General features: G+C 64.6%; 16 protein-coding genes. 6 read left to right on the top strand and 10 right to left on the bottom strand.

Translation table 11 applies throughout. From position 1 onward, the window contains the following. Positions 1-88: 88 nt before the first annotated feature. Positions 89-1006, bottom strand: coding sequence for a rhomboid family intramembrane serine protease (locus IPM18_11025; GenBank protein MBK9120115.1), 918 nt, complete (start codon positions 1004-1006; stop codon positions 89-91). A 484-nt stretch (positions 1007-1490) separates the two neighbouring features. On the opposite strand from IPM18_11025, the gene IPM18_11030 reads away from it, so the two are divergent. Then, positions 1491-4301 (top strand): DUF1854 domain-containing protein, encoded by a 2811-nt coding sequence (locus IPM18_11030; GenBank protein ID MBK9120116.1) that lies wholly within the window; start codon positions 1491-1493, stop codon positions 4299-4301. 19 nt (positions 4302-4320) lie between these two features. On the opposite strand, the gene hemW is transcribed toward IPM18_11030, so the two are convergent. Next, entirely contained in the window at positions 4321-5463 is a 1143-nt protein-coding gene (gene hemW / locus IPM18_11035) for a radical SAM family heme chaperone HemW (GenBank protein MBK9120117.1), read from the bottom strand. Between the two features lie 138 nt (positions 5464-5601). Between hemW and IPM18_11040 the strand changes: the two genes are divergently transcribed. The 5 genes from IPM18_11040 (at position 5602) to IPM18_11060 (ending at position 12054) form a co-directional block, all read left to right on the top strand. Next, a complete protein-coding gene (locus tag IPM18_11040) occupies positions 5602-6054 on the top strand; it encodes an FHA domain-containing protein (GenBank protein ID MBK9120118.1) in 453 nt (150 codons plus the stop codon). A gap of 52 nt (positions 6055-6106) precedes the next feature. After that, the gene (locus IPM18_11045) at positions 6107-6811 is read left to right on the top strand and encodes a hypothetical protein (protein MBK9120119.1); all 705 of its coding nucleotides are present in this window, start codon (positions 6107-6109) and stop codon (positions 6809-6811) included. A gap of 126 nt (positions 6812-6937) precedes the next feature. Next, positions 6938-8212, top strand: coding sequence for a 3-phosphoshikimate 1-carboxyvinyltransferase (gene aroA, locus IPM18_11050; GenBank protein MBK9120120.1), 1275 nt, complete (start codon positions 6938-6940; stop codon positions 8210-8212). Positions 8213-8449: 237 nt separating this feature from the next. After that, the gene (locus IPM18_11055) at positions 8450-10213 is read left to right on the top strand and encodes a 30S ribosomal protein S1 (GenBank protein ID MBK9120121.1); all 1764 of its coding nucleotides are present in this window, start codon (positions 8450-8452) and stop codon (positions 10211-10213) included. 263 nt (positions 10214-10476) lie between these two features. Then, positions 10477-12054 (top strand): sulfatase, encoded by a 1578-nt coding sequence (locus IPM18_11060; GenBank protein ID MBK9120122.1) that lies wholly within the window; start codon positions 10477-10479, stop codon positions 12052-12054. Positions 12055-12117: 63 nt separating this feature from the next. Here the strand turns inward: IPM18_11060 and IPM18_11065 are convergent, their stop codons facing one another. The 8 genes from IPM18_11065 to IPM18_11100 all read right to left on the bottom strand — a co-directional run bounded on the left by IPM18_11065 (position 12118) and on the right by IPM18_11100 (position 25105). Further along, positions 12118-13236 carry an amidohydrolase family protein gene (locus IPM18_11065; GenBank protein MBK9120123.1) on the bottom strand — a complete coding sequence of 373 codons (1119 nt, stop codon included), beginning with the start codon at positions 13234-13236 and terminating at the stop codon, positions 12118-12120. A 344-nt stretch (positions 13237-13580) separates the two neighbouring features. Beyond that, complete coding sequence (locus IPM18_11070; GenBank protein MBK9120124.1) at positions 13581-14975, bottom strand: amidohydrolase family protein; 1395 nt, start codon at positions 14973-14975, stop codon at positions 13581-13583. A gap of 43 nt (positions 14976-15018) precedes the next feature. Continuing rightward, positions 15019-16290, bottom strand: a complete 1272-nt coding sequence (locus tag IPM18_11075) for an amidohydrolase family protein (GenBank protein MBK9120125.1) — start codon at positions 16288-16290, stop codon at positions 15019-15021. Then, positions 16280-19273, bottom strand: coding sequence for an amidohydrolase family protein (locus tag IPM18_11080; protein ID MBK9120126.1), 2994 nt, complete (start codon positions 19271-19273; stop codon positions 16280-16282). Before IPM18_11080 ends, IPM18_11075 begins: the two co-directional genes overlap by 11 nt. After that, positions 19270-20796 (bottom strand): amidohydrolase family protein, encoded by a 1527-nt coding sequence (locus tag IPM18_11085; protein ID MBK9120127.1) that lies wholly within the window; start codon positions 20794-20796, stop codon positions 19270-19272. The genes IPM18_11080 and IPM18_11085 overlap by 4 nt, the downstream gene beginning before the upstream one ends. Before the next feature lie 93 nt (positions 20797-20889). Next, positions 20890-22305, bottom strand: a complete 1416-nt coding sequence (locus IPM18_11090; GenBank protein ID MBK9120128.1) for an amidohydrolase family protein — start codon at positions 22303-22305, stop codon at positions 20890-20892. Between the two features lie 122 nt (positions 22306-22427). After that, positions 22428-23642, bottom strand: coding sequence for an amidohydrolase family protein (locus IPM18_11095; GenBank protein MBK9120129.1), 1215 nt, complete (start codon positions 23640-23642; stop codon positions 22428-22430). Between the two features lie 8 nt (positions 23643-23650). After that, entirely contained in the window at positions 23651-25105 is a 1455-nt protein-coding gene (locus IPM18_11100; protein MBK9120130.1) for an amidohydrolase family protein, read from the bottom strand. Positions 25106-25133: the final 28 nt, after the last annotated feature.

The raw sequence follows: 25133 nt of genomic DNA on the forward strand, positions 1-25133 counted from the left end.
GTCCGCGGCCGGTGCGAAAGGCCACCGCCAACCAGCGCGTTGTCGATGCTCACCGGTACTTGGGATGCGGCTCTCACGAGTCGATGCGCTAAGTCCGCGTGAAACTGTCGATGCGGGCTTCCTCCGCGCGCCGGCGGCGTGTGGCGGCCTCGAGTGCATGCCGTTCCGCCGTCGTCAAGCTGTCGAGCCCCTCGGCCTGTACCTTGGCGAGCAGGCGGTCGATTAACTCCTCATCCGCCTGCCTTTGCGCCATGCGTCGCTGCCAGGTCCCAGGGGCCGCAGCCCGTGGCCGGACGGAGAACAAATCGCGCAGGGCTCCGAGCTGCGCCCGGACGTGATGCCGGCCGGAAAGGGAGATTCCGCCCGTATAGGCCCAGGCAAGCCCGACGAGCAGGCCGCCGACGTGGCAGATGTCACCCCCATAGTTTCGACCTTGCGTAAAAATGTTGATGACGAACCAAAGGCCGTAGAGTAGCACAAACGTGCGGATCTGGATCGGGAAGAGGAAGTAGAGGTAGATTTCCGCCCTGGGGAACAGCACGGCACAGGCACCCAGCAGGGATAGCACGCTGCCCGAGGCACCCAGTCCGGGAACCTGGGGCGGGATGAAGTGCACCAGGCCTGCCAGTGTCAGCAGCACGTTGCCCGCCACTCCCCCGAGCGTATAGACGAAGAGAAACTGTCGCGCACCCCACACTCGTTCCAGTGCCGGCCCGAAAAAGTAAAGGCCGAGCATATTCACGAAGAGGTGAAACAGGTTGGCATGCAGGTAAGTCGCGGTCAGCAGGCGCCAGACCTGCCCGTACAGAACCGCCTCGGCCTGCATCAAGCCGACGCCCAAGATTAGATCGCCGAGGGGCTTCATTGCCGAGAGGAAAAAAATGGCCGTGTTTGCGATGAGCAGCAAGCCGCACACACTGCGCCAATTCCAGCCACCCTGGCCGCCGCCCCCCGTCGCGTATTGGGCGGTTGGGGATTCGTAGTAGGTCCGATCGTAGATTCCCATGTGCTCTCCGGGCGGGCCGTGCCTTGGGCAGCGTAGCGTCCGAGACGCCCGTCCCATAGTTACTGTAGCCGCGAAACCCTGTGCGGTGACATTGTATGGCTACCCGCTACACCATCGGACGAGCGGCGTGGAGGGACAACTAGCCGACACCGAGTCTCGCGGGTTCGTGTCCGCAACCGAGATCCGTACGTCGGTGCTCCGGGCAGGATCACACGCCACGATTCCCGACAACCCCGTCGCCAGCGGCGCCGGATGCGTTAGCATACCGGGACTCGGCTTCTGCGGTGCACGCGGACGAGAACCCGGTGACGAAGATACGTGGTGTGCCGTGTGGCCACGTTCCCGCAGAATTTGACGTATCCACATGCCCGACTTCCCGCCATCTGATTCCCGCACCGGCACGTTCACCGGCACCCCTGGTGACGGAAGCACTCCCGCCGCGGACCGCCCACTGCATGAGCCCCTGCCAGCCACTGTAGTGAAGGTGCTACGCGACCGAGGAGTGGCGCCCGAAACGCTCGTAGCGAGCACCTGTACGGATATTGATCTGGTCGGCCGATACCGCGAGCTTTGGCTCGTCGTGACGGCGGATCGGCTGCTGGTCGTATCACACGACGAGGCGACCGCGGTTGACCTCGACATGGCGATTCGTGCTGCCGAGGAGTACCGCACTCAGGGGGGTGTCGGCGCGGGCTTGTTACAGGCGCGCGTCAATGGTTCCTGGGTAGATGTCTTGCGGTATAGCAACCGGCGGGCCTACCGGTTCGAAAAACTTGCCCGCCGGCTCGATCGCCATGCACAAGGCGAACCGCTGGAAGTACTTCCGGACGACGGTGTCGATCCGCGGCGCTGCCCGCGCTGCGGGTTGCTGCGAGAGGGGGGCGGTGGAGGGTGTCCGCGGTGCGTGAACCGCGGTGCGGTGCTGCTGCGCATGTGGGGATTGATGGGACCGTACCGCGGCGCGGCGACCGGCATGATGCTGCTGCTCGTCGTGGGCATCGCCCTGGACCTGGTCTCTCCGCAGCTCACCCGTTTCCTTGTAGATAACGTGCTGCCAGGCAGCCCCGCGGAAGCCGCCGCGCTCCAGGCGGCGCCGGGGCAGGCGGCTGCGAACATCCAGTTGCTGCTGCAGGTTGTGCTGATTCTGGCGACGGTGCAAGTTCTTCGGATGGGGGTGAACCTGATCAATGGGCGCCTCAGCAGCCGTATCGGCACGGCGATCACCTTTGATATGCGCGGGCGACTGGTTGGCCACCTGCAGCGGCTCTCCGTGGGCTACTACGACCGGCAGCAGGTGGGCTCGCTGGTCGGGCGGGTGGCGTATGACACGGAATCTCTGCACGGCTTCGTCCACCAGTTGACGGGCGGGTTCCTGCTGCAAGTTCTGATGCTGATCGGTGTCGGCATCATGATGTTTGTCACCGACTGGCGCCTGGCACTCTTCACCCTGATTCCGGCGCCCTTTGTCGTGACAGGTACGGTGATCTTTTGGCGACACATTTATCCGCGGAACTACCGGGCCTGGGATTCTTCGAGCAAGCAGGCGGGACTGCTGGCGGGTCTGCTGAGCGGGATTCGCGTGGTGAAAGCTTTTGGGCAGGAGGATCGCGAGTTCGAGCGCTTCGGGCGGGCCAGCCAGCGGTTGCGCGATACGCGCATGGGAGTCGAACTTGCCAGCGCCACCTTCAACCCGTCGATGGGAGTGATCTTCCAGTTGGGTGGCTGGATCGTGTGGTACGTCGGCGGGCGCGATGTGATCGGCGGACGGCTGACACTGGGCGAACTGATGGCGTTCTTCGGGTACTTGTGGATGTTTTACGGCCCGCTGGCGACGCTGCCGCAGTTCACGAACTGGCTGACCACGTTCGTCACGCAAGCGCACCGCGTTTTCGAAATCCTCGACACCCCGGCACAGATTCGCGAAGCGGAGCGGCCGATTCATCTCGCGGAGATGCGCGGCGAGATCGAATTCGACCGTGTTTCCTTCGGCTACCAGCGGCATACACCGGTGCTGCGCGACCTCAGTCTGACGATTCGCCCGGGTGAATTGCTGGGGGTGGTCGGGCACAGCGGCTCCGGTAAAACAACGCTGGTGAACCTGCTCTGCCGCTTCTACGACGTGGACGAGGGCTGCATCCGCATCGACGGCGTGGACGTACGCGAATTGGCTCGTGAGGACCTGCACGGCCGGGTTGGGGTCGTGTTGCAGGAACCGTTTCTCTTTCGCGGCAGTGTCTGGGACAATCTGGCTTACGGCCGGCCCGGCGCCACACCCGAGGAAGTCATTGCCGCGACACGGGCCGCGAACGCCCACGACTTCATCCTCCGTCAGGCCCATGCCTACGACACATGGGTCGGCGAGCGCGGGGCGGGCCTGAGCGGCGGCGAGCGCCAGCGCGTCGGCATTGCCCGTGTGCTGCTGATCGACCCGCGTATTCTTGTCCTGGATGAGGCCACCAGCAGTGTGGATACGGAGAGTGAAGCCGCGATTCAGGCCGCCCTGGCCGAGGTCGTGCGCGGCCGAACCACGATTGCCATCGCGCATCGTCTGAGCACACTGCGGCATGCACACCGAATCATCGTGATGGATGCCGGCCGCATTCTGGAGAGCGGCACGCACGCCGAGCTGCTGGCCCAGGACGGCACCTATGCCCGGATGGTTCGGATGCAACAGGGGGTTTCGACCGGTGGCAGCGTGGATGCGCTGCATGTTCAGTTACAGGCCGAGCGCGCCGCGCAGCAGGCCGCGGAGGAAATCACGCGGGGCTCATTGCCACCGCTCCGCGGCCATGAGCCGCGCTGGCTCACGCCCGACGTGGCCCGCGTTCATCTCGGCACCTACGAAACGCTGCATGTTACAATCCGCGACGAGCGCATCTATGGCGGGGTGTTTGCACTGCGCTGCCTGCCGGTACGCTACCCAGCGGAGTTCATCTCCCTGCGGTATCCGCAACCTGACGGCCACGATGTCGAAGTCGGCCTGATCCGACGGCTGGAGGATTGGCCGGTAGACGCCCAGCGCTTGATCCGGGCCTCGCTGACGCGGCGTTACTTCGTGCACACCATCGAGGCCCTGCACCGCATCGAGCTTGCGAACAATTACCTCACATTCGATGTGGACACCGACCTCGGACCCCAGCGTTTTACGATGCGCTGGCAGACTGACCGCGCGCTGGAGTATGGCTCTAACGGTCGCATGCTCTTGGATACGGACGAGAATCGCTACCTGATCCCCGATGTCATGAAACTCCCGACACACGAGCGGCATCTGTTCCAGCGCTACATCTACTGGTAGGGGGGCGCAAGCGACGCGTTCAGAGAAAAGCGGCCATGATCCGATCGCCGACCAGTCGGCCACGGCGGGTTAAGCGGAAGCCGCGCTCATCGGCTTCGAGCAGTCCATCATCCAGCAGGGGGGCCATTTCGGCGGCGAACCACGCCTGGGGATCGCGTCCGAACCGCTCCATGAACAGGGCCTGATCCACACCGGCCACAAGGCGCAGTCCAAGCATGATCGTCTCACGGGCCCGCTGCTCCGTCGACAAAGTCTCTTCCGACTCCCGAACGGTGGTTCCCGCCTGAATGGCGGCCACGTAGCGCGCTGTGTCGGGCACGTTCTTGTAGCGTACGTCGTCGAGGTATCCGGCGGCTGACGGACCCAGGCCGAGGTACGGCTGATTGCGCCAGTACCGTAGGTTGTGGCGACACTCGGCCCCGGGCCGGGCGAAATTGCTGATTTCATACTGGGGCAGGCCGGCCAGCGCCAGCGCATCCATGGTGTACTCGTACAGGTCGGCTTCGAGATCCTCGTCCATCCGCTGAATGCGGCCGAGTTCGAGTCGCGCGCGGAGCGGCGTCTGGGGCTCGTAGGTCAGGCCATAGCAGGAGAGGTGTTCCGGGCCAAGGTCCAGGGCGGCCGCCAGACTTCCTTGCCAAGCGGCGAGTGTTTGGCCGGGCACGCCGAAGATGAGGTCGAGACTGAGGTGCGGCAGGCCGGCGGCCCGGCAGATCTCGAGGGTACGGGGTACGTCGTCGGGGTTATGACGCCGGTCCAGAATCCGCAAGTCGCCCGGGTCGAAGGACTGTGCGCCGAGAGAGACGCGGTTCACACCCGCAGCGCGCAAGGCGGCGGCTTTCTCAGGGGTCACTGTGGCGGGGTTCGCCTCGACAGTGAACTCGAGTTCATCTTCGGTACCGGCATGACGACGCAAGGCGACCAGCAGACGGTACAGGTCAGTGGTGGCGAGAATCGTCGGGGTGCCTCCGCCGACAAAGATTGTGTCGAACCGCCATGCGCGGCCGCGACCGGCGGACTCCAGTTCGCACAAAAGGGCGTCGACGAGCGGGCCCCCCTGCTGGGGGTCGTAGACGTCTCGGTAGAAGTCACAGTAGCCGCAAATGGTGCGGCAAAAGGGGACGTGGACATAGAGGGAGTGGCAAGCGGTGGTCGTTGTCATGCTTGAAGCTTTCGCGTAGCATACTTGGCACCAATCGTGCCTCGGGATGATAGGCGACAGTTTCCTCAGCGGATGGCGTGACCGGGGATCCTGGCACGCCGGCCTATCCGAGTCGTGGGAGCGTAGAGGGCGTCGGTGATGAAGGTCGTCTTGGTCATGTTCAAGGGTACGGAGCGCCGTGAGTTTCCGATTACGGCGCTGGAAACCGTACTGGGACGGCGGCAGGATTGCGGTCTCCGGATCCCCACCAAAGACGTCTCGCGGCAACACTGTGCACTGGTCGTGGATGGACAAAAGATCTCCATCAAAGACCTCGGCAGTTCCAACGGCACGTATGTCAATGGAAAACGCGTGGCGGAGCACGATCTTGCGGCGGGAGATCGGCTTCGGCTCGGACCTGTGACGTTCATGCTCCAGGTGGACGGGAAGCCCGCGAACATCAAGCCGAGTGATCTGAAGGCGGCGGCGGCACCACCAGACACGGAACCGTCCCTGGGCGGCGATGACGAAGAAACCTTCGAGATTTCCGATGCCGATTTCGATATCGACGCCGTCTTTGACGATCTCGATGACGAGAAGGACATGCCCTGAGCGGGTTCTGTGAGGTTTGCGGCCAAGAGTGGCAGGGCCGTTGAGGGTCAGCATGGTCGCGGCCGGCAGTCCCGGAAAGGGTAGGCGCAGGGGGTGGCGTGCGGCCCTCACGGCAGGGGGGCTCATACTGCTGAGTGGCCCTCTTGTCCTGTTGCTGGGTGCGACATGGCGGCCGAGCTGGTATCGCCCCGCCTCAGTGGACCATGTGCTGCTGCGCACCGACAAAGCTGCCCTCTTTCAGGTACAGGATGAGATCAGCGCGCACCTCAATGCCGAAGAGCCGTTAGTGGTCGAACTGCATGCGGCACAACTCAACCGGTGGCTGGCCGCAGAAGGCGTCTGGCGGGAACTGGGTGCGCCGGCCGGTCCGCTTGAGCAGCCCTTCGTCGAACTGGATTCAGCCGGTGTTCGGATCGGTGGGCTCGTACGCTGGGGCTCTGTGGCCGCCGTTGTAAGCGTACGCGCCACCCTTCGGGCCGAGGGTGATGAACTCCGCTGCGGCATCGACGAGGTCCGGCTGGGGGCGTGGCCGGTTGCCAGGAGTTGGTGGCAAGGGTGGGCGGAGCGGGCCACCCGGCGCCTGGCGGGCCATTGGGAGGGTGTGGATTTCGTGCACGACAACCGGTTTCTCTGGGAGAATGGTCGCCGGCCTTACCAAATAGAACACGTCGAGTTTGGCGACGGAGTTGTGCGTGCGAGGATCACGCCGGTGCGGCTCGGGTTCGTACCACGCGCGCATGAGGCCGGTACCCCATGAGACAGAGGTACCATTCGAAACCGATTCGTCAGGACACCTTGAGTGCTGTGGGGACGTGCAATCGGCGGGTATCACCCGCGTGAGGCGACCGGCGTGGCGATCAGATATACAGAAACTGCTGCGCATATCAGCCCGGCGGGTATTGCACGGGGGGTGGCGCGGTTACCAGGATCGAAAAGTCTTACGAATCGCCTGTTGGCCTGCACAGCGCTGGCGAACGGTACCAGTAACCTAATCGGTGTATCGCTCTCCGATGATGCGTGGGCCATGATTCGCGGCCTCGCCGCGCTAGGTGTACGTGTTTCGGTGGACGATGGGGCTGGCGTGCTGCATGTGGCCGGCACCGGGGGGGTGCTGGTATCGGACGATGTCGAAATCGACGTCGGGCACGCCGGAACCGCGATGCGTTTCCTGACAGCGGTGGCGTGCCTCGGATACGGGCAACGGCACCTCGACGGCTCGCCGCGCATGCGGCAGCGACCGATCGGTGCTCTCGTGGAGGCCTTGCAAAAGATCGGGGCACGGATTGGCTATGCGGGCGAAGAGGGCTACCCACCACTGGACCTCTACGCGCAGGGACTGAGCGGGGGGGAGGTGCTATTCACCGCGCCCCCCTCGAGCCAGTTCCTGAGCGCCATGCTCATGGTGGCACCTTGTGCCGCAGGGGATGTGCTGCTTGCGGTTGACGGTGTGCTGCCGAGCCGACCCTACGCGGAGATGACACTCGCCATAATGCGGGACCTCGGGGTCGAGGTGCTGGCTGGTGAAGAGCCACGTTTTATCGTACCAGCCCCGCAAAGCTACCGGCCTGGGACTTACAACGTCGAGCCGGATGCCAGTGCGGCCACGTACATGTGGGCAGCCGCGGCCCTGACAGGCGGCCGCGTGCTCGTGCGCGGGTTGACCCGCGCAAGTCGACAAGGCGACGTGGGTTTTGTGGATGTGCTTGCGGCGATGGGCTGCGAGGTTACAGAAGTGCCTGAGGGCATTGAGGTCGCGGCACCGGCGGATGGGCGGCTGCAGGGCGTGCGGGTGGATCTGAACCTGATGCCGGACACGGTACAGACGCTCGCGGTAATGGCCCTGTTCGCCGAGGGGGCGACGGAAGTACACAACGTCGCGAACCTGCGGGTGAAAGAAACGGATCGCCTGGCCGCCTTGGCGACAGAGCTCGGCAAGCTTGGTGCCCGTGTGGAGGTACGGGCGGACGGCCTGACGATCCATCCGCCGTCCGCGGTCCGCGCGTCCGAGATTTCAACGTATGACGATCATCGTATGGCCATGAGTTTCGCGCTAGCTGGTCTGCGCGTGGAAGGCGTTGTGATACACGACCCGGGTTGTGTGTCGAAGAGCTTTCCAGGGTATTTTGAAGCATTGGAGGGTTTGTTTGTGGCGCGGTAGCCAAGCCCCCTCCACGCGTCGGAGTAGCGCGATACCCCTCCGTCGTGCAGGCGCACGGATCGGCCGGGGGGTTTACAGGCGCCGCCGGCCGTAGGTATACTCACCGATCCTGTGCTTCAGGCGGCTCCGGATGGCCCGGGGCGAGGCGCAAGTGTGCCCTTACCGTTCCCCCCCTCTATCTAGAAATGCCGCCTCGCACACCGGGCACGGTGCGCCGCGGACCCGAGGACGCGTCTGATGCTGGATCCCGCTCTGTGGAAAGAGATTGACGTTTCGGAGGCCGACCTGGATGCCGAGTTTCAGAAGGCGTTCGGCCAATCATTGAATGAAGAACTGCTCGAGAATGCCGTCGGCAACCAGTCTGGTGTGGGGCTCGACTTCAACTCGATCCTGAAGGCGCGGATCGTCGCCCTGTCGGGGAATGAGGCCGTGCTTGACATCGGCCTCAAGAGTGAAGGCATTGTCGGAATCGACGAGTGGGACAATCCCGCGGAAGTCCAGATTGGGGCCGAGGTCGAGGTGCTCGTCGAGGATATCGACGAAACCGGCATGATCATCGTCTCCAAGCGGCGCGCGGACCGAATCCTCAACTGGCGCCGCATCGTCGAGACGACCCACGAAGGTGACGTCGTCAAGGGACGTGTATTGAAGAAGATCAAGGGCGGATTGCTGGTTGATATCGGCGTACCTGTTTTCCTTCCGGCATCGCAGGTCGACATCCGTCGGCCGGCGGACGTCGGGGAGTACCTCGGCCAGGAGATTGAGGCCAAGATCCTCAAGATCGACACCGAACGGCGGAACATCGTCATCTCGCGCCGCAAGCTGATCGAGGAGGAGCGCACCAAGGCCAAGTCGAAGCTGCTTGAAGAAATCGCGATCGGCCAACTGCGCACCGGTGTCGTGAAAAACATCGCTGACTTCGGCGCGTTTGTCGACCTCGGCGGCATCGACGGCCTGCTGCACATCACCGACATGTCGTGGGATCGGATTGACCATCCCAGCCACATGGTCAAGGTGGACGAAGAGATCGAGGTCAAGATCCTCTCGATCGACCGAGACAAAGAAAAGATCGCGCTGGGGCTGAAGCAGAAACAGGAGAATCCGTGGGAGAAGGTCGCCGAGCGGTACCCGGTCGGCGTGCATATCTCGGGTGAAGTCGTCAACATCATGAACTACGGCGCCTTCGTGAAGCTCGAGCCGGGCATCGAGGGGCTGGTCCATATCTCCGAGATGAGCTGGACACGGCGCATCAACCATCCGTCCGAGGTTGTGAATGTCGGCGACAAGGTCGAGGTGGTGGTCCTCGAGGTCGACAAGGACAAGCAGGAGATCTCGCTCGGCATGAAGCAGACCGAGATCAATCCCTGGACGACCGTGGCGCAGAAGTACCCGACGGGTACCGTGGTCGAGGGCATGGTGCGCAATCTCACCAACTACGGTGCTTTCGTCGAGATCGAGGAAGGCATCGACGGCCTGCTGCATGTTTCTGACATGAGCTGGACGAAGAAGGTCAGCCACCCGTCCGAGGTTGTGAAGAAGAGTGACCGGGTGCGCTGCGTGGTGCTGAGTGTGGACCAGGAGAAAATGCGGATCGGGCTCGGCCTCAAGCAGATGACCGAAGATCCGTGGCTGCGGGCCGTCCCTGATCGCTATCAGCCGGGCATGGTCGTTCGTGGAAAGGTCACCAAGATCACGAATTTCGGTGTATTCGTCGAGCTGGAGCCGGAGCTCGAGGGGCTGCTGCACGTCTCCGAGCTGGCCGACCACAAGGTCGAGAACCCGCAGGACGAGGTGCAGATCGGCGACGAGGTCGATGTGAAGATCCTGCGCGTCGATACGCTCGAGCGGAAGATCGGCCTTTCGAAGAAGCGCGCCGAATGGGCCACCGACGATACCACCGCCACCGCGGACGACCAGCGGCGCGACCGAAAGGAGCGGCGCGGCGGTCTTGGTGACGAGTTCGGCGGCGGTTTTGGAGATCTGCTCGGCCGACGCGAGTAGTCACCAGCCACGAGGATCCGACTGAATTCCGGCCGCGCCTTTTACGCAAGTGAAAGGTGCGGCCGTCTTGTTTGAACATCCGCCGCACGGAGCGGCGCCTAGCGCAACCCCGTTATGACCGGAGTCGCCGCGCCGCGCTCGCCGTCCGCCGGCAATGTGACCGCGCGCGGTCGTCATCATGTTGCATGCGCGCGGCGGGGCGTTATCGTACCGGCGTCACTGGCTACTCTGCGCTGCCCCCATGCACATCAAGGAGATTCACCATGTGCCCTACACGTTTCGCCGGGCTCTTGCTCATCCTCCTGACCCTCGCCCCCTCTGCACGCTCCCAACCCGCGCCCACCCCTGCCGACCGCACGGCGTCCCGTCCGAACATCCTGTTCGTCTTCACGGATGACCACACCGCCCAGGCGATTGGGGCCTACGGCTCCCGGCTCAACCGGACACCGCGCATCGATCAACTTGCCATCGAGGGAGTGCGTTTTGACAATTGCTATGTCACCAATTCGATCTGTGGACCGTGCCGGGCCGTGGTTCAGACCGGCACTTACAGCCATGTGAACGGCGTCTACCACAACCGCAACGCGCTCCATCCATCACAAGCGGTCATGCCGCGCTTGTTGCAGCAAGCCGGCTACCAGACGGCACTGATCGGCAAGTGGCACCTTCAGAACGATCCGGCGGGCTATGACCACTGGGAAGTGCTCATAGGGCAGGGGCCGTACTACAACCCCCCCATGATCCGCAACGGCCAGCGCGTCCAGCACATCGGCTATACGACCGATGTGATCACCGACCTCGCTCTCGCGTGGTTGCGCGACCAGCGTGATCCCGAGAAGCCCTTCCTGCTGATGTATCAGCACAAGGCGCCGCATCGCCCGTGGGACCCCAGTCCGCGCCACCTGCACCTGTACGAGGATGAGACAATCCCGGAGCCACCGACGCTCCTCACACATTACGGACGCCGCGGGACGGCGGCGCGCCAGCAGGACATGACGATCGCAGAAACACTTGACGAGCGCGACCTGAAGCTGGTGGCTCCGACCGAGTTAAACGACGAACAGCGCGCGGCCTGGAACGCGGCTTATGAGCCGCGCAACATTCGCTTCCGCGAGCATCCGCCGACGGGCGTTGACCTGGTGCGCTGGAAGTACCAGCGCTACATCAAGGACTACCTGCGGTGCGTCGCAGCACTCGATGAGAACCTGGGGCGCCTGTTGGATTACCTTGATGAGGCCGGGCTGGCGGAAAACACGATCGTCATCTACACGTCCGATCAGGGCTTCTACCTGGGTGAGCAGGGCTGGTTTGACAAGCGCTGGATGTACGACATCTCGCTGCGCATGCCGCTGCTCGTACGATGGCCGGGTGTGGTCGCACCGGGTACTTTCCAGGATGCGATCGTCTCGGTCCTCGACTTCATGCCGACCTTCCTGGAAGTGGCCGGGGCGGAGATCCCCACGCACCTGCACGGTCGTTCGCTGGTGCCACTGCTGCGAGGTGAGCGTCCGGCTGACTGGCGCACGACCTTTTATTACCACTATTACGAGTACCCCGGTTGGCACTATGTGCGCAAGCACTACGGCGTCACGGACAGCCGCTTCAAACTGATGCACTTCTATGAGGCCGATGTGAACGAGTGGGAGCTTTACGACCTGAAATTCGATCCCGACGAAACACACAACCTCTATGGGCACCCGGTCTATGGTCCTGTACAGGAACGGCTGCTCGCGGCGTTGAAAGAGTGGCGCACCAAGCTGGCGGTACCGGAGAGCGACCCGCCGGAGTCCGAACTGCGCGACTTCCCGCACCGCACGCGGATACGCACGACGATGCCTTGAAGCAGCCGTGACATTTGCTGCGGCGGCCCGTGGTCGTGGTTGCCGGACCTGCCCCGCGGACCGCTACTCCTGGGGCCATTCCAGACGACGAGGCCACTGGTCATCGAACTCTGGGAGCGTGCGCTCGCCCTGTGGCCGGATGTGGGCAAACAGAGTCTCGTCGGCCTTACGGTAGGCGACGCGGCCATGGACCACGGCGATGTGGACCTGTGTCATGTAATGCAGGATGTCGCCGTCGGTGATGATCAGGTCGGCATCCTTACCGACTTCGAGCGACCCGAGGCGATCATCGACGCCCAGGATGCGGGCGGCGTCGATCGTCAGGGACCGCAGTGCATCCTCGTTTGGCAGGCCGCCGCGGACAGCGAAAGCGGCCTCCATGTTGAGATGCAGTAAGTCCCTGCCGGCGAGCCCCCACAGCGTAATCGTGGAGGTGCCGGGCAGAATGCCGAAAAGCACGCCGTGGTCGCTGAGAATGCGGGCGTTCTCAATCGTGGAACCGGTCGGGCGGTTGAAACGCAGGTCCGGCGGGCGGTCGTCGCGCGGCGTGAGTATCACACGGGCGCCGGCGCGGCTGAGCTCTGGTGCGACGAGCCAACCCTCGGCGGCACCACGAATCACCAGCGCGAAGTCGTACTGCCGCGCCAGCGTGGCCAGGTCTCGCAGCGCCTGGGAGTCGTTCGCAGTGGCCACGGCAATGGTTTCGCGTGCGAGCAGGCGGCGATACTGCTCAAACTCGCCCCGCAGCCAGGTCCGATCTGGGGCTTTCACCTCCGGATTACGCTCCTTCTCACGCTCGTGGCGCTGCACCTCGCGGAGGTAGTTGCGAACGCGCTCGAGACCCGCACGCAGTTCGGCACGTTGAATGGGGTTCCGGGTGGAGTAGTTGAGGTTCCAGTAGACGTTGCGCTTGACGAGCAGTCCATCGGTCGTGCCAAAGGTAAGCTTCGCGACATCGTTGCCGGAAAGGACTGCGGTGATACCGCCGGCAAGGGCGATGGTCATGTTGAGACCGAACAAATCGGTCGTATCGCGCGGGTCGCCGGATCCGAAGATCCCAGACGTACCGGGCGCAATCAGGCCGGGGTATACGAAGCGTCCCGCCGCATCGACCACCTCGCAATCCGGTGGTAGCGGCACGTGGGTTCCGATCGCGCTGATCACGCCATTCTTGGCAAGCACCGTAGCCCGTTCCAGGACGGGACCAGTGACGGTATGCACGCGTCCGTGGAGCACTGCCAGATAGCGGTCCGGCTGCGTGGTAGCGGCCGACGTGACGGTGGTTGTGGTGGGAGCTGAAGCCGGGGCGGTGTCAGTGGCCGGTCCGCGCCGGGGACGTGTAGTCGGCTGCGTTTCAGCGGGCCGGGTTTGGGCAGGTTGAGTTTCGGTGGGCTGGGTTTCGGCCGGCTGAGTCTCGGCGGGCTGGCTCTCGGAAATGGGGGCATCGGCCACCATTGCGATTGCAATGCACGGACCCAGGACAAGCGTAAACAGGAGGAGGCCGCATAGTGGTGATGGGTGGAGCTTCAACGCACGTCCTCCGAAGTTGCGCGGTGCACGATCTCCCCGGCAATCATAACTTCACGAACACGGGCACCGGGCGTGAACGGGTCCACATCCAGGAAGATGAGATCGGCATCCTTGCCCTCTGCGAGAGTGCCGAGGCGGCTGCCAAGACCGAGGAGCTCGGCCGGAAGGAGCGTGATACTCTTGAGTGCCATCTCGCGTGGCCAACCCTCCGCGACCAATTCGGCCACGCGCGCGAGGTATTGAACGTGTTCCTCCGCGGAATCATTCAGCGGAAGAAGTGTTACGGCACAACCGGCATCGGTGAGCATGCGGGGCAAATGCAGTCGCTCGGCAGAACCGGCGCGGCGTGTGATACGGGCCTGCAGCGCAATGCGCGGCTTGACCTCCGCAAACTGAGCGAGGACGAACTCGAAATCCGTGTCAAAGAGGAATCGGGCGATGAAATCGTGCGCGATGTCGTATTCTTTGACGACATCGCGCATGTGAACGAACGACGCTGCGCCGTCGAGTTCGATCAGGGCCCGCACGCCCTCCTTCTTCTGAAGCAAATCGACCAGTGGTTGAAGGGTGGGGTCGACGGGGGGGGGCTGAAACTGGGCCGCGGGCTGGGTTGCGGGTTGTGTCGCGGGTTGTGTGGCAGGACTAGCCGCGGCTCTCTGTTTCTCTTCCTCCTGCTTTTTCTCAAACTCCTCGCGGGCCTTGTCGACCTTCTCGATTTCCTTTTTCGCGCGTTCAAGAGCCCCGCGGAATGCTGCCTTGTCGCTGGGGACTCGAATGTACGATGGGCTGACCAGGATTTGCTGCTCGGCGGGACCACCGGTGCGCACCACGGCCGCACGGCCAGGCAGGCCGACTCCGGTGGGCGCCAGCGCCACGGCCGTGAAGCCCGCTGCCCGCAGCTCCGCGAGCGGATCAGCGGCCGGGATGAACTCCTCGACCGTGTTCCAGTTCGTTTGCACGCCCGACCGGCGAAAGCCGGTGAGGCCGTGACGCGTCTGAATGTTGATCAGGCCGGGCATGACGACACGATCGCGGGCGTCAATCACGCTGGCGTTGAGCGGGTACTCAAGGCGGCGTCCGATCTTCTCGATCTTGCCGCCCGCGATGACGATGACGGCGTCGCGGATGTCGTCGCCGGTGTTCGTAATGGCGCGACCGGCGCGGATGACGGTGTAGCGCTCACTCGCCGGTACCGGCGGCGGGGGAGTAATGGCGGTGCTGGGGGGCTCCGGGGGTGCCGGCGCCGTCGTCGTCTCTTGGGCGACGGCGGCGAGCGCAGTGACTAGCATGAGGGTGAGCCCAAGTCGCCGGTTGCGCACCTGCCGGGAGGAACAATGATGCCGGGGGACCGCATGGTGATCCACGGCCGTTGACCATGAGGTTGCGTTCATACGCTGATATTCCGTGCTGTCGGGCGCTGGCTGGGTGATGGCCTTAGAAGCGCCGCGCGGTTTCGGTTGTGCCGTCGTAGATAATGCGGCCCTTGACCATGGTGAGTAGGCAGGCCGAGCGTGGATCGAGCGGATCGCCGGACCAGATGGTCAAATCGGCCTGTTTGCGCGGCTCGATCGAGCCATGGGTTGCGCCCAGGCCAAGCGCTTCGGCATTGATGCGGGTGATGCCGCGCAGCGCGTGGTAAGGTAGCCAGCCGTACCAGCAAGCCATGGCGGCCTGGTAGCTGAGTTCCTCCTGCGGGATCACGGGGGCATCGGTATTGATTCCGAGGCGCCGTACGCCGTTCTTCCACCAGCCGCTGGCATTGCCGATCATGCGGCGAGCCGTGCGGTCGTAGTGGTACTGCCGCGGACCGTTGATGGCCCACGCATCACTCTGCGCCACGACCGGGCCAAGCTTCCACGCGTCGAACGTGCAGTGGTCAAGGACCGTCCAGAAGTCGAATCGGTCGTACATGGTGTCCATGGTCGCCAGCAGCACCTGGTACATTTGCGTGTGCATGGTGACCGGCATCTCGCGGGTGAAGAGTTCCCGGAAACCAGCCCAGGTGGGATCGAACGCGGGTTGCGGCCCCGCGCCCTGCTCGAAGCGGCTCCAACTTTCGTGATAGAGGCGGGCCTTCTGCAAAGTCTGCCGCGTATTCCAGTTCATGAACATCCGGCCATTGCCCCCGAAGTACCACTCGGGATTGCCGGCCTGCGCGATCTTGAGGGATCCGGGGGAACGGATGAGCATTTCGTTGGGGTCGCGGCCGGCGGTGTCCACGAGGGTGCCGAAGCCGGACATGTTGGTGCCGCTGCCGGGGATCATGATGACGGTTGTGACGCCACCGGTGCGGGCCTGCAGGATCCAGGGGTTGTCGGCGCGGGGCACGGAGCGCGTGTCGAGGCCGGGATTCGCCTGGTAGACCATGTCGTTGAGGTCAAACCAGCCGCCGGCAGCACTGTGGTTGTGGGGGTCGGTCAGGCCGGGGACCAACCAGTACTGCGGGAATTCGCGGACGACATAATCCGCGGGAATTTCAACTTCGTCGACCGGGCCGACCGCTTCAATGGCTGTGCCGCGCACCAGCACGACCGCGTTATTGATGACACGCTCGGCATCATCAAATGAGACCACCTTCGCGACGCGGAGCGCATAGCCCGGCGGGGTATTCTCCTGTTGGGCACCGGCGGGCATTGCCAGCAACCCTACCGCGAGGACAAGCGCGACGGTAGCCGAAAGGCGCATTCCAGACCGCTTAATCATCATGCGGTACCTCCTGCCCCCGGACGAAGACGTGCGCCAGTCGACTGGGGCCGTCAAACGGGTGGCCGGTAAAGACCAGCAGGTCCCCATCGCGGCCCGGTTGCAGCGATCCGATGCGGTCATCGAGCTTGTGCATACGGGCGGCATCAAGAGTCAGCGCTCGCAGCGCGGCATCGCCGCCGAGACCCTGCTGCACGGCAAAGAGGGCCATACGCGGCAGGTCACGGGCGGCGTCCTCGGCGGCGCTCTGGAGCGCGATTCCAAAGCCGTTACGACTCAGATCAACCGCTGGGAAGTACGGCTGGCGCGCTCGCTGCTGAATCATTTGAGGCGAAACGATCACACCGATGCGATCCTGGTGCGCGCGGAGTTCATCCATAATGTCAGCCGCATCGTCGGCGCCACGAAGCACGAGTGCGAGCTTGAATTCCTCGACAAAGAGCTTCACGGCAGCGCGAATCTCGAGTGCGGTGCGGACATCAACGACGGCGGCGATTTCACCGGCGAGCAGTGTGCGAATGGGCTCGAGCCGCTCGTCAACCTTGGGCGGGGTGGGGCGGCCGTCCTTGGCCTGACTGCGGCGGCGGGTGACACGGAACTCCACAGCGGACTTGTCGACGCGCGTCGCCTCGAATTGAACCGCGAAACCGGCCATTTCGATCTTGCCGACCATGTAGTCTTCGCGCGACAGCGTGGCGCGGATGATGGGCTTGCCGACGGGAGTCTCGAGGTCGATTTCCAGCAAGACCTGGTTACCGTCAAGGGTGCCGGTCACGCGGACCTCTTCGCCGCTCAGCGGGTCGCTCAGGCGGGCTTCGATGCGGTTGCCGGAAAGGCGCGCCATGATGGTGCCGCTGACGGGTTCAGGCAGCGGGTCGCCGCTGACGGTGTACTCCCACTTGCCCGTAATGGGGTCCGGCTGGCCGTCTTCGATCACCTGATCCGTAGTCGCTGGCCGGGCGTCCGCCCCTTCACCCTGGCGCCACTTCTCGAGGTCGGCGGCGTACTTCTGCCACTGCTCGGCATACTTCTTTCCGGCCTCAAGCTGCTGACGGATGGGCTGTACGCCGGTCAGTGGGTCGCTCCCAAGCAGCGAGAAGCGCACGCCCGAAAGTTCGCGTGTGACCAATTCGGCGCGCGTAGCGCCCCAGGTCTTGATCGCAGCCAGGCGCGCGCCGCGCTCAGACAACCGATACGGCGCGAGCAAAACGGTGGTGACGCCTGCTTGTGCAACCCGGCGGAATTCCAGCCCGGCAACGGCGACGGTGCGATGGATAGGCAGTTCGGGGCCCACGGTGGTGGCATCACCGGCGAGGCCGAGGTGTCCGTGGGCATCGATGAACCCCGGCGTGACGAACGCCGTGGGACCGGCATCAACAATGCGGCTGCGCGGGGGAACGGGCACCCGCTGCCCGATGGCCTGTACGCGACCGTCCTCGATGAGCACACTGCCGTTGTGAATGACTTCCCCGTTTCCTACCCAGATGGTGCCAGCGCGGACGACGATACTACGAGGCACCGGCGCGCGATAGACCTCAACTCCGCCGATATAGGCGCGCAGTACGTGGCTATTGATGTCGAGCGGCGGTCCGCTGAGCACGAGCAGGTCGGCGTCCGTCCCCGGAGCGAGTGAACCGACGCGATCCGCTATCCCGGCAATTTCGGCCGGCACGCGTGTGATGGCTGCAAGCGCCCGCTGCTCGGAGACTCCGGCCCGCACGGCGGCGATCGCCGCCAGGCGGAGATCCTCAATCCGGTCACCGGCTGCGCCGGCGAGCGCGAAACGCAAGGTGGGGTGGAGCGCAAGTGCTTGCAGGGCGGCCTGGGCATCGCCGTCCACTTCCGGATCGAATCCCAGGTTGCCACCGGGCGCGAAGAAGCCACCGGGAGCGCGGACCACGAGCGGCACCGCAGCGTCGGCGACGAACGACGCGACGGTGTACCAACCCGCCGCGTCTACCAGGTACCCCGAGCGGCCAGTGGTGGCCAGTAGTTCCAGCGCGGCAGAGACGTCGGCGGCTTCACGCGCTCGGATGCGCAGCGGCAACGCGGCATGCCAGGCCGCGGCAAAGCCGGCGGCGTGGGCGTCGAGGGTGCCGTCGGCCCGACGCGGGCGCCCGCCTGCGGCAGCGTCCGCTATCCGTTCGCGCAGCTCGAGCATCGTGCCGAGTCGCGTTTGCGTCCGCTGGACAAGCGCGGGTTCGATCTCCACATCGGAGGATGCGTAGAATGGCGGGCGGATGAGCAGCGGTGGGTCAAATACGCCCAGATTGATGCATAAATCCTGTGCGGCGCGCAGCAGGCGCTGGTCTGGTGGTCCGGCGACTTTGGCGAGTGCTCCAACTCCGCTGACGAGGCGATGCTCACCGGCCGAAAGGTGGCTCGTTGTGGTGCCGCGCGCCAGAAGTTCCTCATTGCGGGCGTAGCGGTCGAGTGTGTCGGCGGCCTGGTATAGGCCACTGACACTCTCGGGGCCACGATGCGCGTTGCCGAGGGCGCCACCGAGCGAGACGAAGCCGGGACACACCACCGTGTCCGGCAGGTGAATCTCGGGCAATTCGTGCCGTGGCGGTTCGCCGAAGCCGAATTCGTGAATGCGACCGCTGCGTACGACCACGTAGGCGGGCCCGGCTGGAGTGGGGCTCCGGTTGGCCGCTAGCAAGTTGGCATCCATCAAGCCACCCGTGCGAAGCACGAATGATGGTGCGGTGGCGCTGGGTTTCGCTTCTGCGCGTGGTGATACTTCCGCGGGGCTGGCGGTAGCCGGAGCACGAGCAGTCTGCACGACCGCGCCCGCCTCGGTGACAGCCGCGAAATCAGCGGTGTTGATGATGTCAGGCGCACCGAGAGCTGCCGTAGCCGGGAACTGCAACCTGTCCGGGCTGAGCGGCACAAGCAGCAGCGCACCGGCAAGCAGCACCCCCACGGGTATACGCCGCAGGATGACAACCGCGTGCCGGGTACGGGGAGGGCGGGAACCGGTCACTCGCTTCCCTCCTGGGGCGCCGGTGTGGGTTGCGTTTCTTCGACTGGCCTGGTCGTGCGAGCGGTCTGTGGGCCGGTAGGTGCGGACGTCTGGGGTGCCTCCACCGTGGCCGGGCGCGGGGCGATCAGGCGTTGCAGTCGCACATCCTTGGCGCGGTCGTAGGCAGGAATACCCTGGATAAAGACCTGCTCGACGACACTGTCGAAATCGAGCGGATCGCCGCTGAAGACCACGAGATGGGCATCCTTGCCCGGTTCGATGGAGCCGAAGCGCTGGCCAAGCCCCAGGACCTCGGCGGGATGTAGCGTGATGGCGCGCAGGGCGACATCCCGCGGGATGCCATGACGCACACACTGCGCCGCCCGGTACACGAGCATCCGCTCGGGGAAGGAGTCGTCCTGTCCCGGGACCAGCGCGAATTTCAGGCCGGCATCAAAGAAGACTCTGGGTACGAAGGTTTCGCTGATGTGGCCAGTCAGGGGGTCGACTTCGCGGTACGTCAACTCCTCGGGCATCACGAGGTCGCACCCGGAGTTGCGGACATCTGCGATGGCTTTGAAAGTTTCACCGCCGAGTACAAGGACGGTACGCTCGAGAAAGCCGTGCTTCCTTGCGAACTCAACGGCCGGAGCCACATCCATCGCATCGCCGCAATACATGAAGGCGCCCAGCGGCGGCAGAAGGGTGGCGCTCTCCTGCTCGTCCACCCGCACCCGACCACCGCGCAGGCGTACGAGATTGCGGTATCTATCCTCAAGGTCTTCGGCGCGGATCAGAGGCAGGCCGCGACGACGGGCCTCGGCTGGACCGACCTCGATCTCCTTCTCCTCTTCCTTGAGTTGTTCCTCGTAACGACGCTCGGCAAGCTGTGCCAGGGCGTCGTCGAGTTCGAGAAAAGTTTCGCGCAGCAGGGCCATCTGCATCATGCGGTCAAAGCCCGGTCGCGGAGTCACGGACATCTTGAGGAACTGACCGTCGTCGAGCGTCATCTCAGGAACCGTCAGGCCGATCGGGCGGACGACCTGTCCCATGCCGCCGATGACTGTGTTGTTTGCCGGAATGACATGTACCACGGTGTGGCCGAGTCGGAGACAGTCCTCGAAAAAAAGCTGCGAAGGGTCGAGCGCGTCGTACGCATCGAGCTGCGGCACCACCGGGCGTTGCTCGTTGGGAATGTCGAGGCCGCGCCAGGTGTGTGCGTTGATCATGCCGGGGAGGACGACTTTCCCACGGAGGTCGAACACCCGTGCGTCGTAAGGAATCTCGACTTCCGCACCCACTGCGACGATGCGGCCATGCTCGATCAGCACGGTGCCGCGCTCGATGGGCACGCCGACGATGGGGATAATCTTTCCACCGGTAAGGGCGACACGCTCCGGCGGCGGGGGCGGCGGACCGCCAGGTCGCGGGCCGGGTTGGCCGAGAACTGCGCCGCTCACCCCCAGCCATACGGCGACCACCCAGCATGCGCGGCAGCCGCCAGGGACAGAGGGGCGCGGGGTCCGGTGCTCATGATTCCACATGACGCTCGATCCTTCCACTAGGTCCGCAACGGGGCACGCTGAGGCCATGGGCTGGGGCATCGGCCCCTGTTGGGGCTAGCGAAGCCGCGCGAACTATTCCTGATACACAATGCGGCCGCCGACCAGCACGAGAATCGGTCGACTGGTGGCGGAGAACGGTTCTTCCGACCAGACGACCACATCGGCGCGGGCACCGTGGGTGAGCACACCCACTTCACCTGCCAAGCCAAGTAACTTCGCCGGTGTAGCCGTGATGGCCCGCAAGGCGTCCGTGGGACTGAGACCCTGCTGAATGGCGACCATGGCCTGCCGCACGAGACCCTCCTCCTCCCGCAGTTCCTGTGCGGTCAGCGCGAAGGTGATACCTGCTTCCGCGAGCAGAGCGGGGGTGTTCAGACGGGGCTCGCTGACCTCGTCGGTATTGGCGCGCCAACCCTTGGCCGTCATGTACAGTGGCCCAAAGATGACGGGGATGCCCTCTTGCTTCAACAACGGCAGGCAGCGGTAGGCCTCCGTCGCCTCCTCCAGCGTGAAACGCAGGCCGAACTCCTGTGCGAGTCGTACGGCGGTAAAGATGTCGTTCTGCATGCGGGCCTGGATACGCACGGGAATGTCGCCCGCGAGGATCTGCTGCAGCGCGGGCAGCGCTTCGGCGGAGGGCGTATCCGCTCCCCCGATCGGCAGCCCCTCTGCCGCACGGCGCGCATCGTAGAAGGCCTTGCGGAAGACCCAGTCGACACCCATACGCGTTGTCGGACGCCGGGTCAGGAGAGTTGGTTGAGGTCCACGGAAGGGCGGCAGGTAATTCGGCTGGCCGCGCCGACTCGGGTCCATGCCGAGGGAGACTTTGACGTCGGCAGCGGGACGCACCATGCGTTCGGTGATCGGACCGGCAGTGCGCACGATGGTGCCGCGCGGACCGATTACGTTCGTGGAATCCGGCGATACATAAACAAGCGTGACACCACTGCGGGCCAGGTGACGAAAGTCACTGGCGAAGAGGTTCACGGAGTCGTTCATCGAGCGGTGCGGCGTGACCTCGGAGGACTGTTCTGACCAGGTGCGATCCGGCGGGACGGCCGCAGAGAGTGTATCCGTGCGCGACCATGGCGCGCCCATGGCACACATCGGGCAGCACATGTGCCCACTGTTTCCGTGCAGGGGGTTGTCGATCGTCCCGCCGCATTGGGGGCCGCACGTGTGCTCCAGGGCTCCCGGTGTAAAGGCGGTGACGGTGGTCATCGCGGCGACGCGCTGGAAAAAGCCCTCGTCAGGGGCTTGGCTGGCCCAGCGACGGGTGGTTTGTGGCGACTCGGTGTCCACCGTGCAGCAAGCATCGATCAGGCCGGGTGTAGCCACGCCATTGCGCAGGTCGAGCACCCGCGCACCGCTTGGAATCTCGAGGTCCGCCCCAACTGCGAGAATGCGCCCCGCCTGAATCAGAAGGATGCCACCGTCGATCGGCGGCTCGTCGACGGGATAGATGCGGGCCACACGCAATGCTAACACTTCCGCTTCCTGGCCGGCGGCAGACGGAAGAATCAGGCCGAGCAAGCCAGAGGCGGTGGCGAGCACCACTCGCGCGACGATGGGTCGGTGATCAGAGCACAAAGTAAGCATCCAAATGGCCTCTATCTTGGGGTGACCGCATGCTCGGCCGCGGGAGGCGCCGTGTAGACGCGTTGTCCTTCCACATAAACCGCGAGCACACGGGATCGCAGGTCGAGCGGGTCTCCGGAAAAAACGACGAGATCGGCGTCCCGACCAGGGACCAGAGCGCCAACCCGGTCCGCGATGCCCAGCAGAGTGGCCGGCGTCGCAGTGATCGCGCGGCGCGCCGCCGCCGGGGTGAGTCCGTATCGGGCCGCCTGGGCGGCTGCCAGTCGCAATGCATCGGGCGCGGCGCGCGGCAGATCAGCCGTCAGCGCCACCGGCACACCAGCGCGCTCAAAATGAGCAGCGGCTCCGGCAGCACGTGGACCGGCTTCCGCGAGTGGACCGACCAGGACGCCGGCGATTCCCGCGGCGAGTTCCGCGGCATCGCGGGCTTCCTCCTGGTGGATCAGCACGAGTCGAAACGAGTGTGCCGCGGAGAGTTGAGTGAGCGTAAGCACGTCGTTCGCGGTCGGTGCAATGGCAAAGGCGGGGGCACGCCCGGCGAGCAGGTCGGCCAGTGCCCCAGTAGCGGGTTCCTTCGCGGCCTCTGTTAGCGTATCGCGCAACAGGCCAACGGCCCCAAGGCGCGAGGTCGGCTCGCGATCCACACGGAATACCGCCGGCGCGAGAGAGAACTTGTAGGGCCCCGCTCCACGGAGTAGGTGCGGACCGGAGACGCCGCCGGTGCGTACGATTGCGAAACGCCCCGCGATGAGATTCTGATCATCGGGTGCGAGCGCGACGGTGGTGATGCCGCCGCGCAGAGCGGCAGCGAGTTGCGATGTATGCTGGTTGAATGCGTCGCTGGCGCGCAGCGCGGGTTGCACGGCGGAATGAAGCTCTGCCCGGCCGCCGAGCAGGGCGAGTGCCGCGTGACCATCGATCAGCCCAGGCGAGAGAACGGCGCCGGCGGGAAAGCGATCGATCGGAATCTGCACCTGATCAGGCCGTACACCGTCCGTATCACTGTCGAGTGCGGCGATCTGGGCGCCTGCCATACGGAGTACGGCGCCCTGGGTGAGGGTCCCATCCGGAGCGACGAACGCATCCGCGATGATGATACGAGTGACCGCGACCGGATCCTGTGCGTCCGCCGACGCTATCAGGGTCACCACACCGACGGTGAGCGTGATGAACCGGCAACCGATCCGCCGCCAGAGATGCGCCCTGTCACAGCGATGTGTGCTCATCGCGTGTTTCACTCCTTACCGCTCAAGGCCGGATCGCGGCCCACCCGGTACACTTCGAGGCCACCGACGTAAACGCGTTCGACGCGGCTGCCGGGGAGCAGGGGGTGTCCGCTCCAGACGACCAGATCGGCCCGGAAGCCGGGGGCGATCTGGCCGGTGTCCTGCTCCAATCCGAGCAGTGCCGCTGGTCGCGATGTCAACGTCGCGATCGGATCAGCCGGCGTATATCCGTGTTGCATGGCACGTGCCACGGTGAACAGCAGTTCTGGTGCGCTGGCGGGTGTCACGGAGCCACTTCCCCAGTACACCTCAACACCGGCATCCTGAAGTACACGGGCGAGATCGGTCCGGGCGAAGCGTTTTTGCACATCACCCGCCGCTGCGAGCGTCGGTGGCTCACCGGTAAGGATGACAGGGATGCGCCGTTCTGCCAGCAACGGCGCGAAGTAGTGTGCTGCGGTCGCACCCTCGAGCATCAAAGCCACGTTGTACTCGTGGGCTGCATCCAGTACGTTTTGAATGTCCGCCGGATCGTGGGCTTCGACGCGGAGGTGCAGTTCGCCGTCGAGCACGCGCAGCAACACTTCCGCGTCGCGGTTGGGAGTCGGGGGCTGCGGTTTCTTGATTTCATCGGCCTGGGGACCACGGGCAGCGGGAGGGCGCTGCGGGCCGCCGACAGGTGGCCGGGGCGGAGCGGTGGCCGGTCGACCGCCGGTCGCGGGCCGCGCCGTACGCGGCGCGGGCTGGGTCTGGGGGGTACCTTCGGCCGTTTTCTTCGCACGTTCTTCGAGCTTCTGCTCGTACTCTTTCAATTCCTCTGCGTACGTTTCGAGTGCCTCGCGAAAATCAAGCGCGGCGCGGAAGCGTGCCCGCAGATCCTCGGCTGTGCGAACGCGTTCGAGCGGGCCTTGGCGACCGGCGCCAACGGCGGCAGAGAGGGCCGCGGCGCGTTGGACAACAATGGTTTCAGAGGGTGCGCCGGGATGGAGGCGCACAATACTCCCCAGCCCGCCGATGCCGCCGCTGGTGCGGGCAGGCAGGTAGACGGTGGTGATACCGTGCCGGAGTGCGCTGGTGAGTTCGGGTTCCGCAAAACGGTCAAAGGCATCGACTGCAATGGCCGAGGGCCCGGCGGCGTTAGCGCCGGCCCGCAGGGCGAGAGTCCCACAGGCGTCGATGAAACCGGGTGTGACAAACTGGCCACGGGCGTCAAGAGTCATGTCGAGAAAGGACGACCCGCTGCGGGTGCCGACGCCGGTGATCTTGCCATTGTGGAAGGTAACGGCGCTGTCGGTCAGCGTTTGTCCATTGCCCGTAAGTACCGTCACATTCTGCAGCGTGATCGGGCGGGCCTGGGCCCAGGCGGAGCTTGGCAGCAGGGCGATGACCCCGATGGCGATCCAGAAACAACGCCTTTCCGAACCAATGCGAAAGCGATGGACGAATGCGGTGAAAACGGGCATAGGGCATCTGCTTCAAGATTGGACCGCA

Source organism: Phycisphaerales bacterium (genome assembly GCA_016716475.1).
Classification (GTDB): Bacteria; Planctomycetota; Phycisphaerae; order UBA1845; family Fen-1342; genus JADJWG01.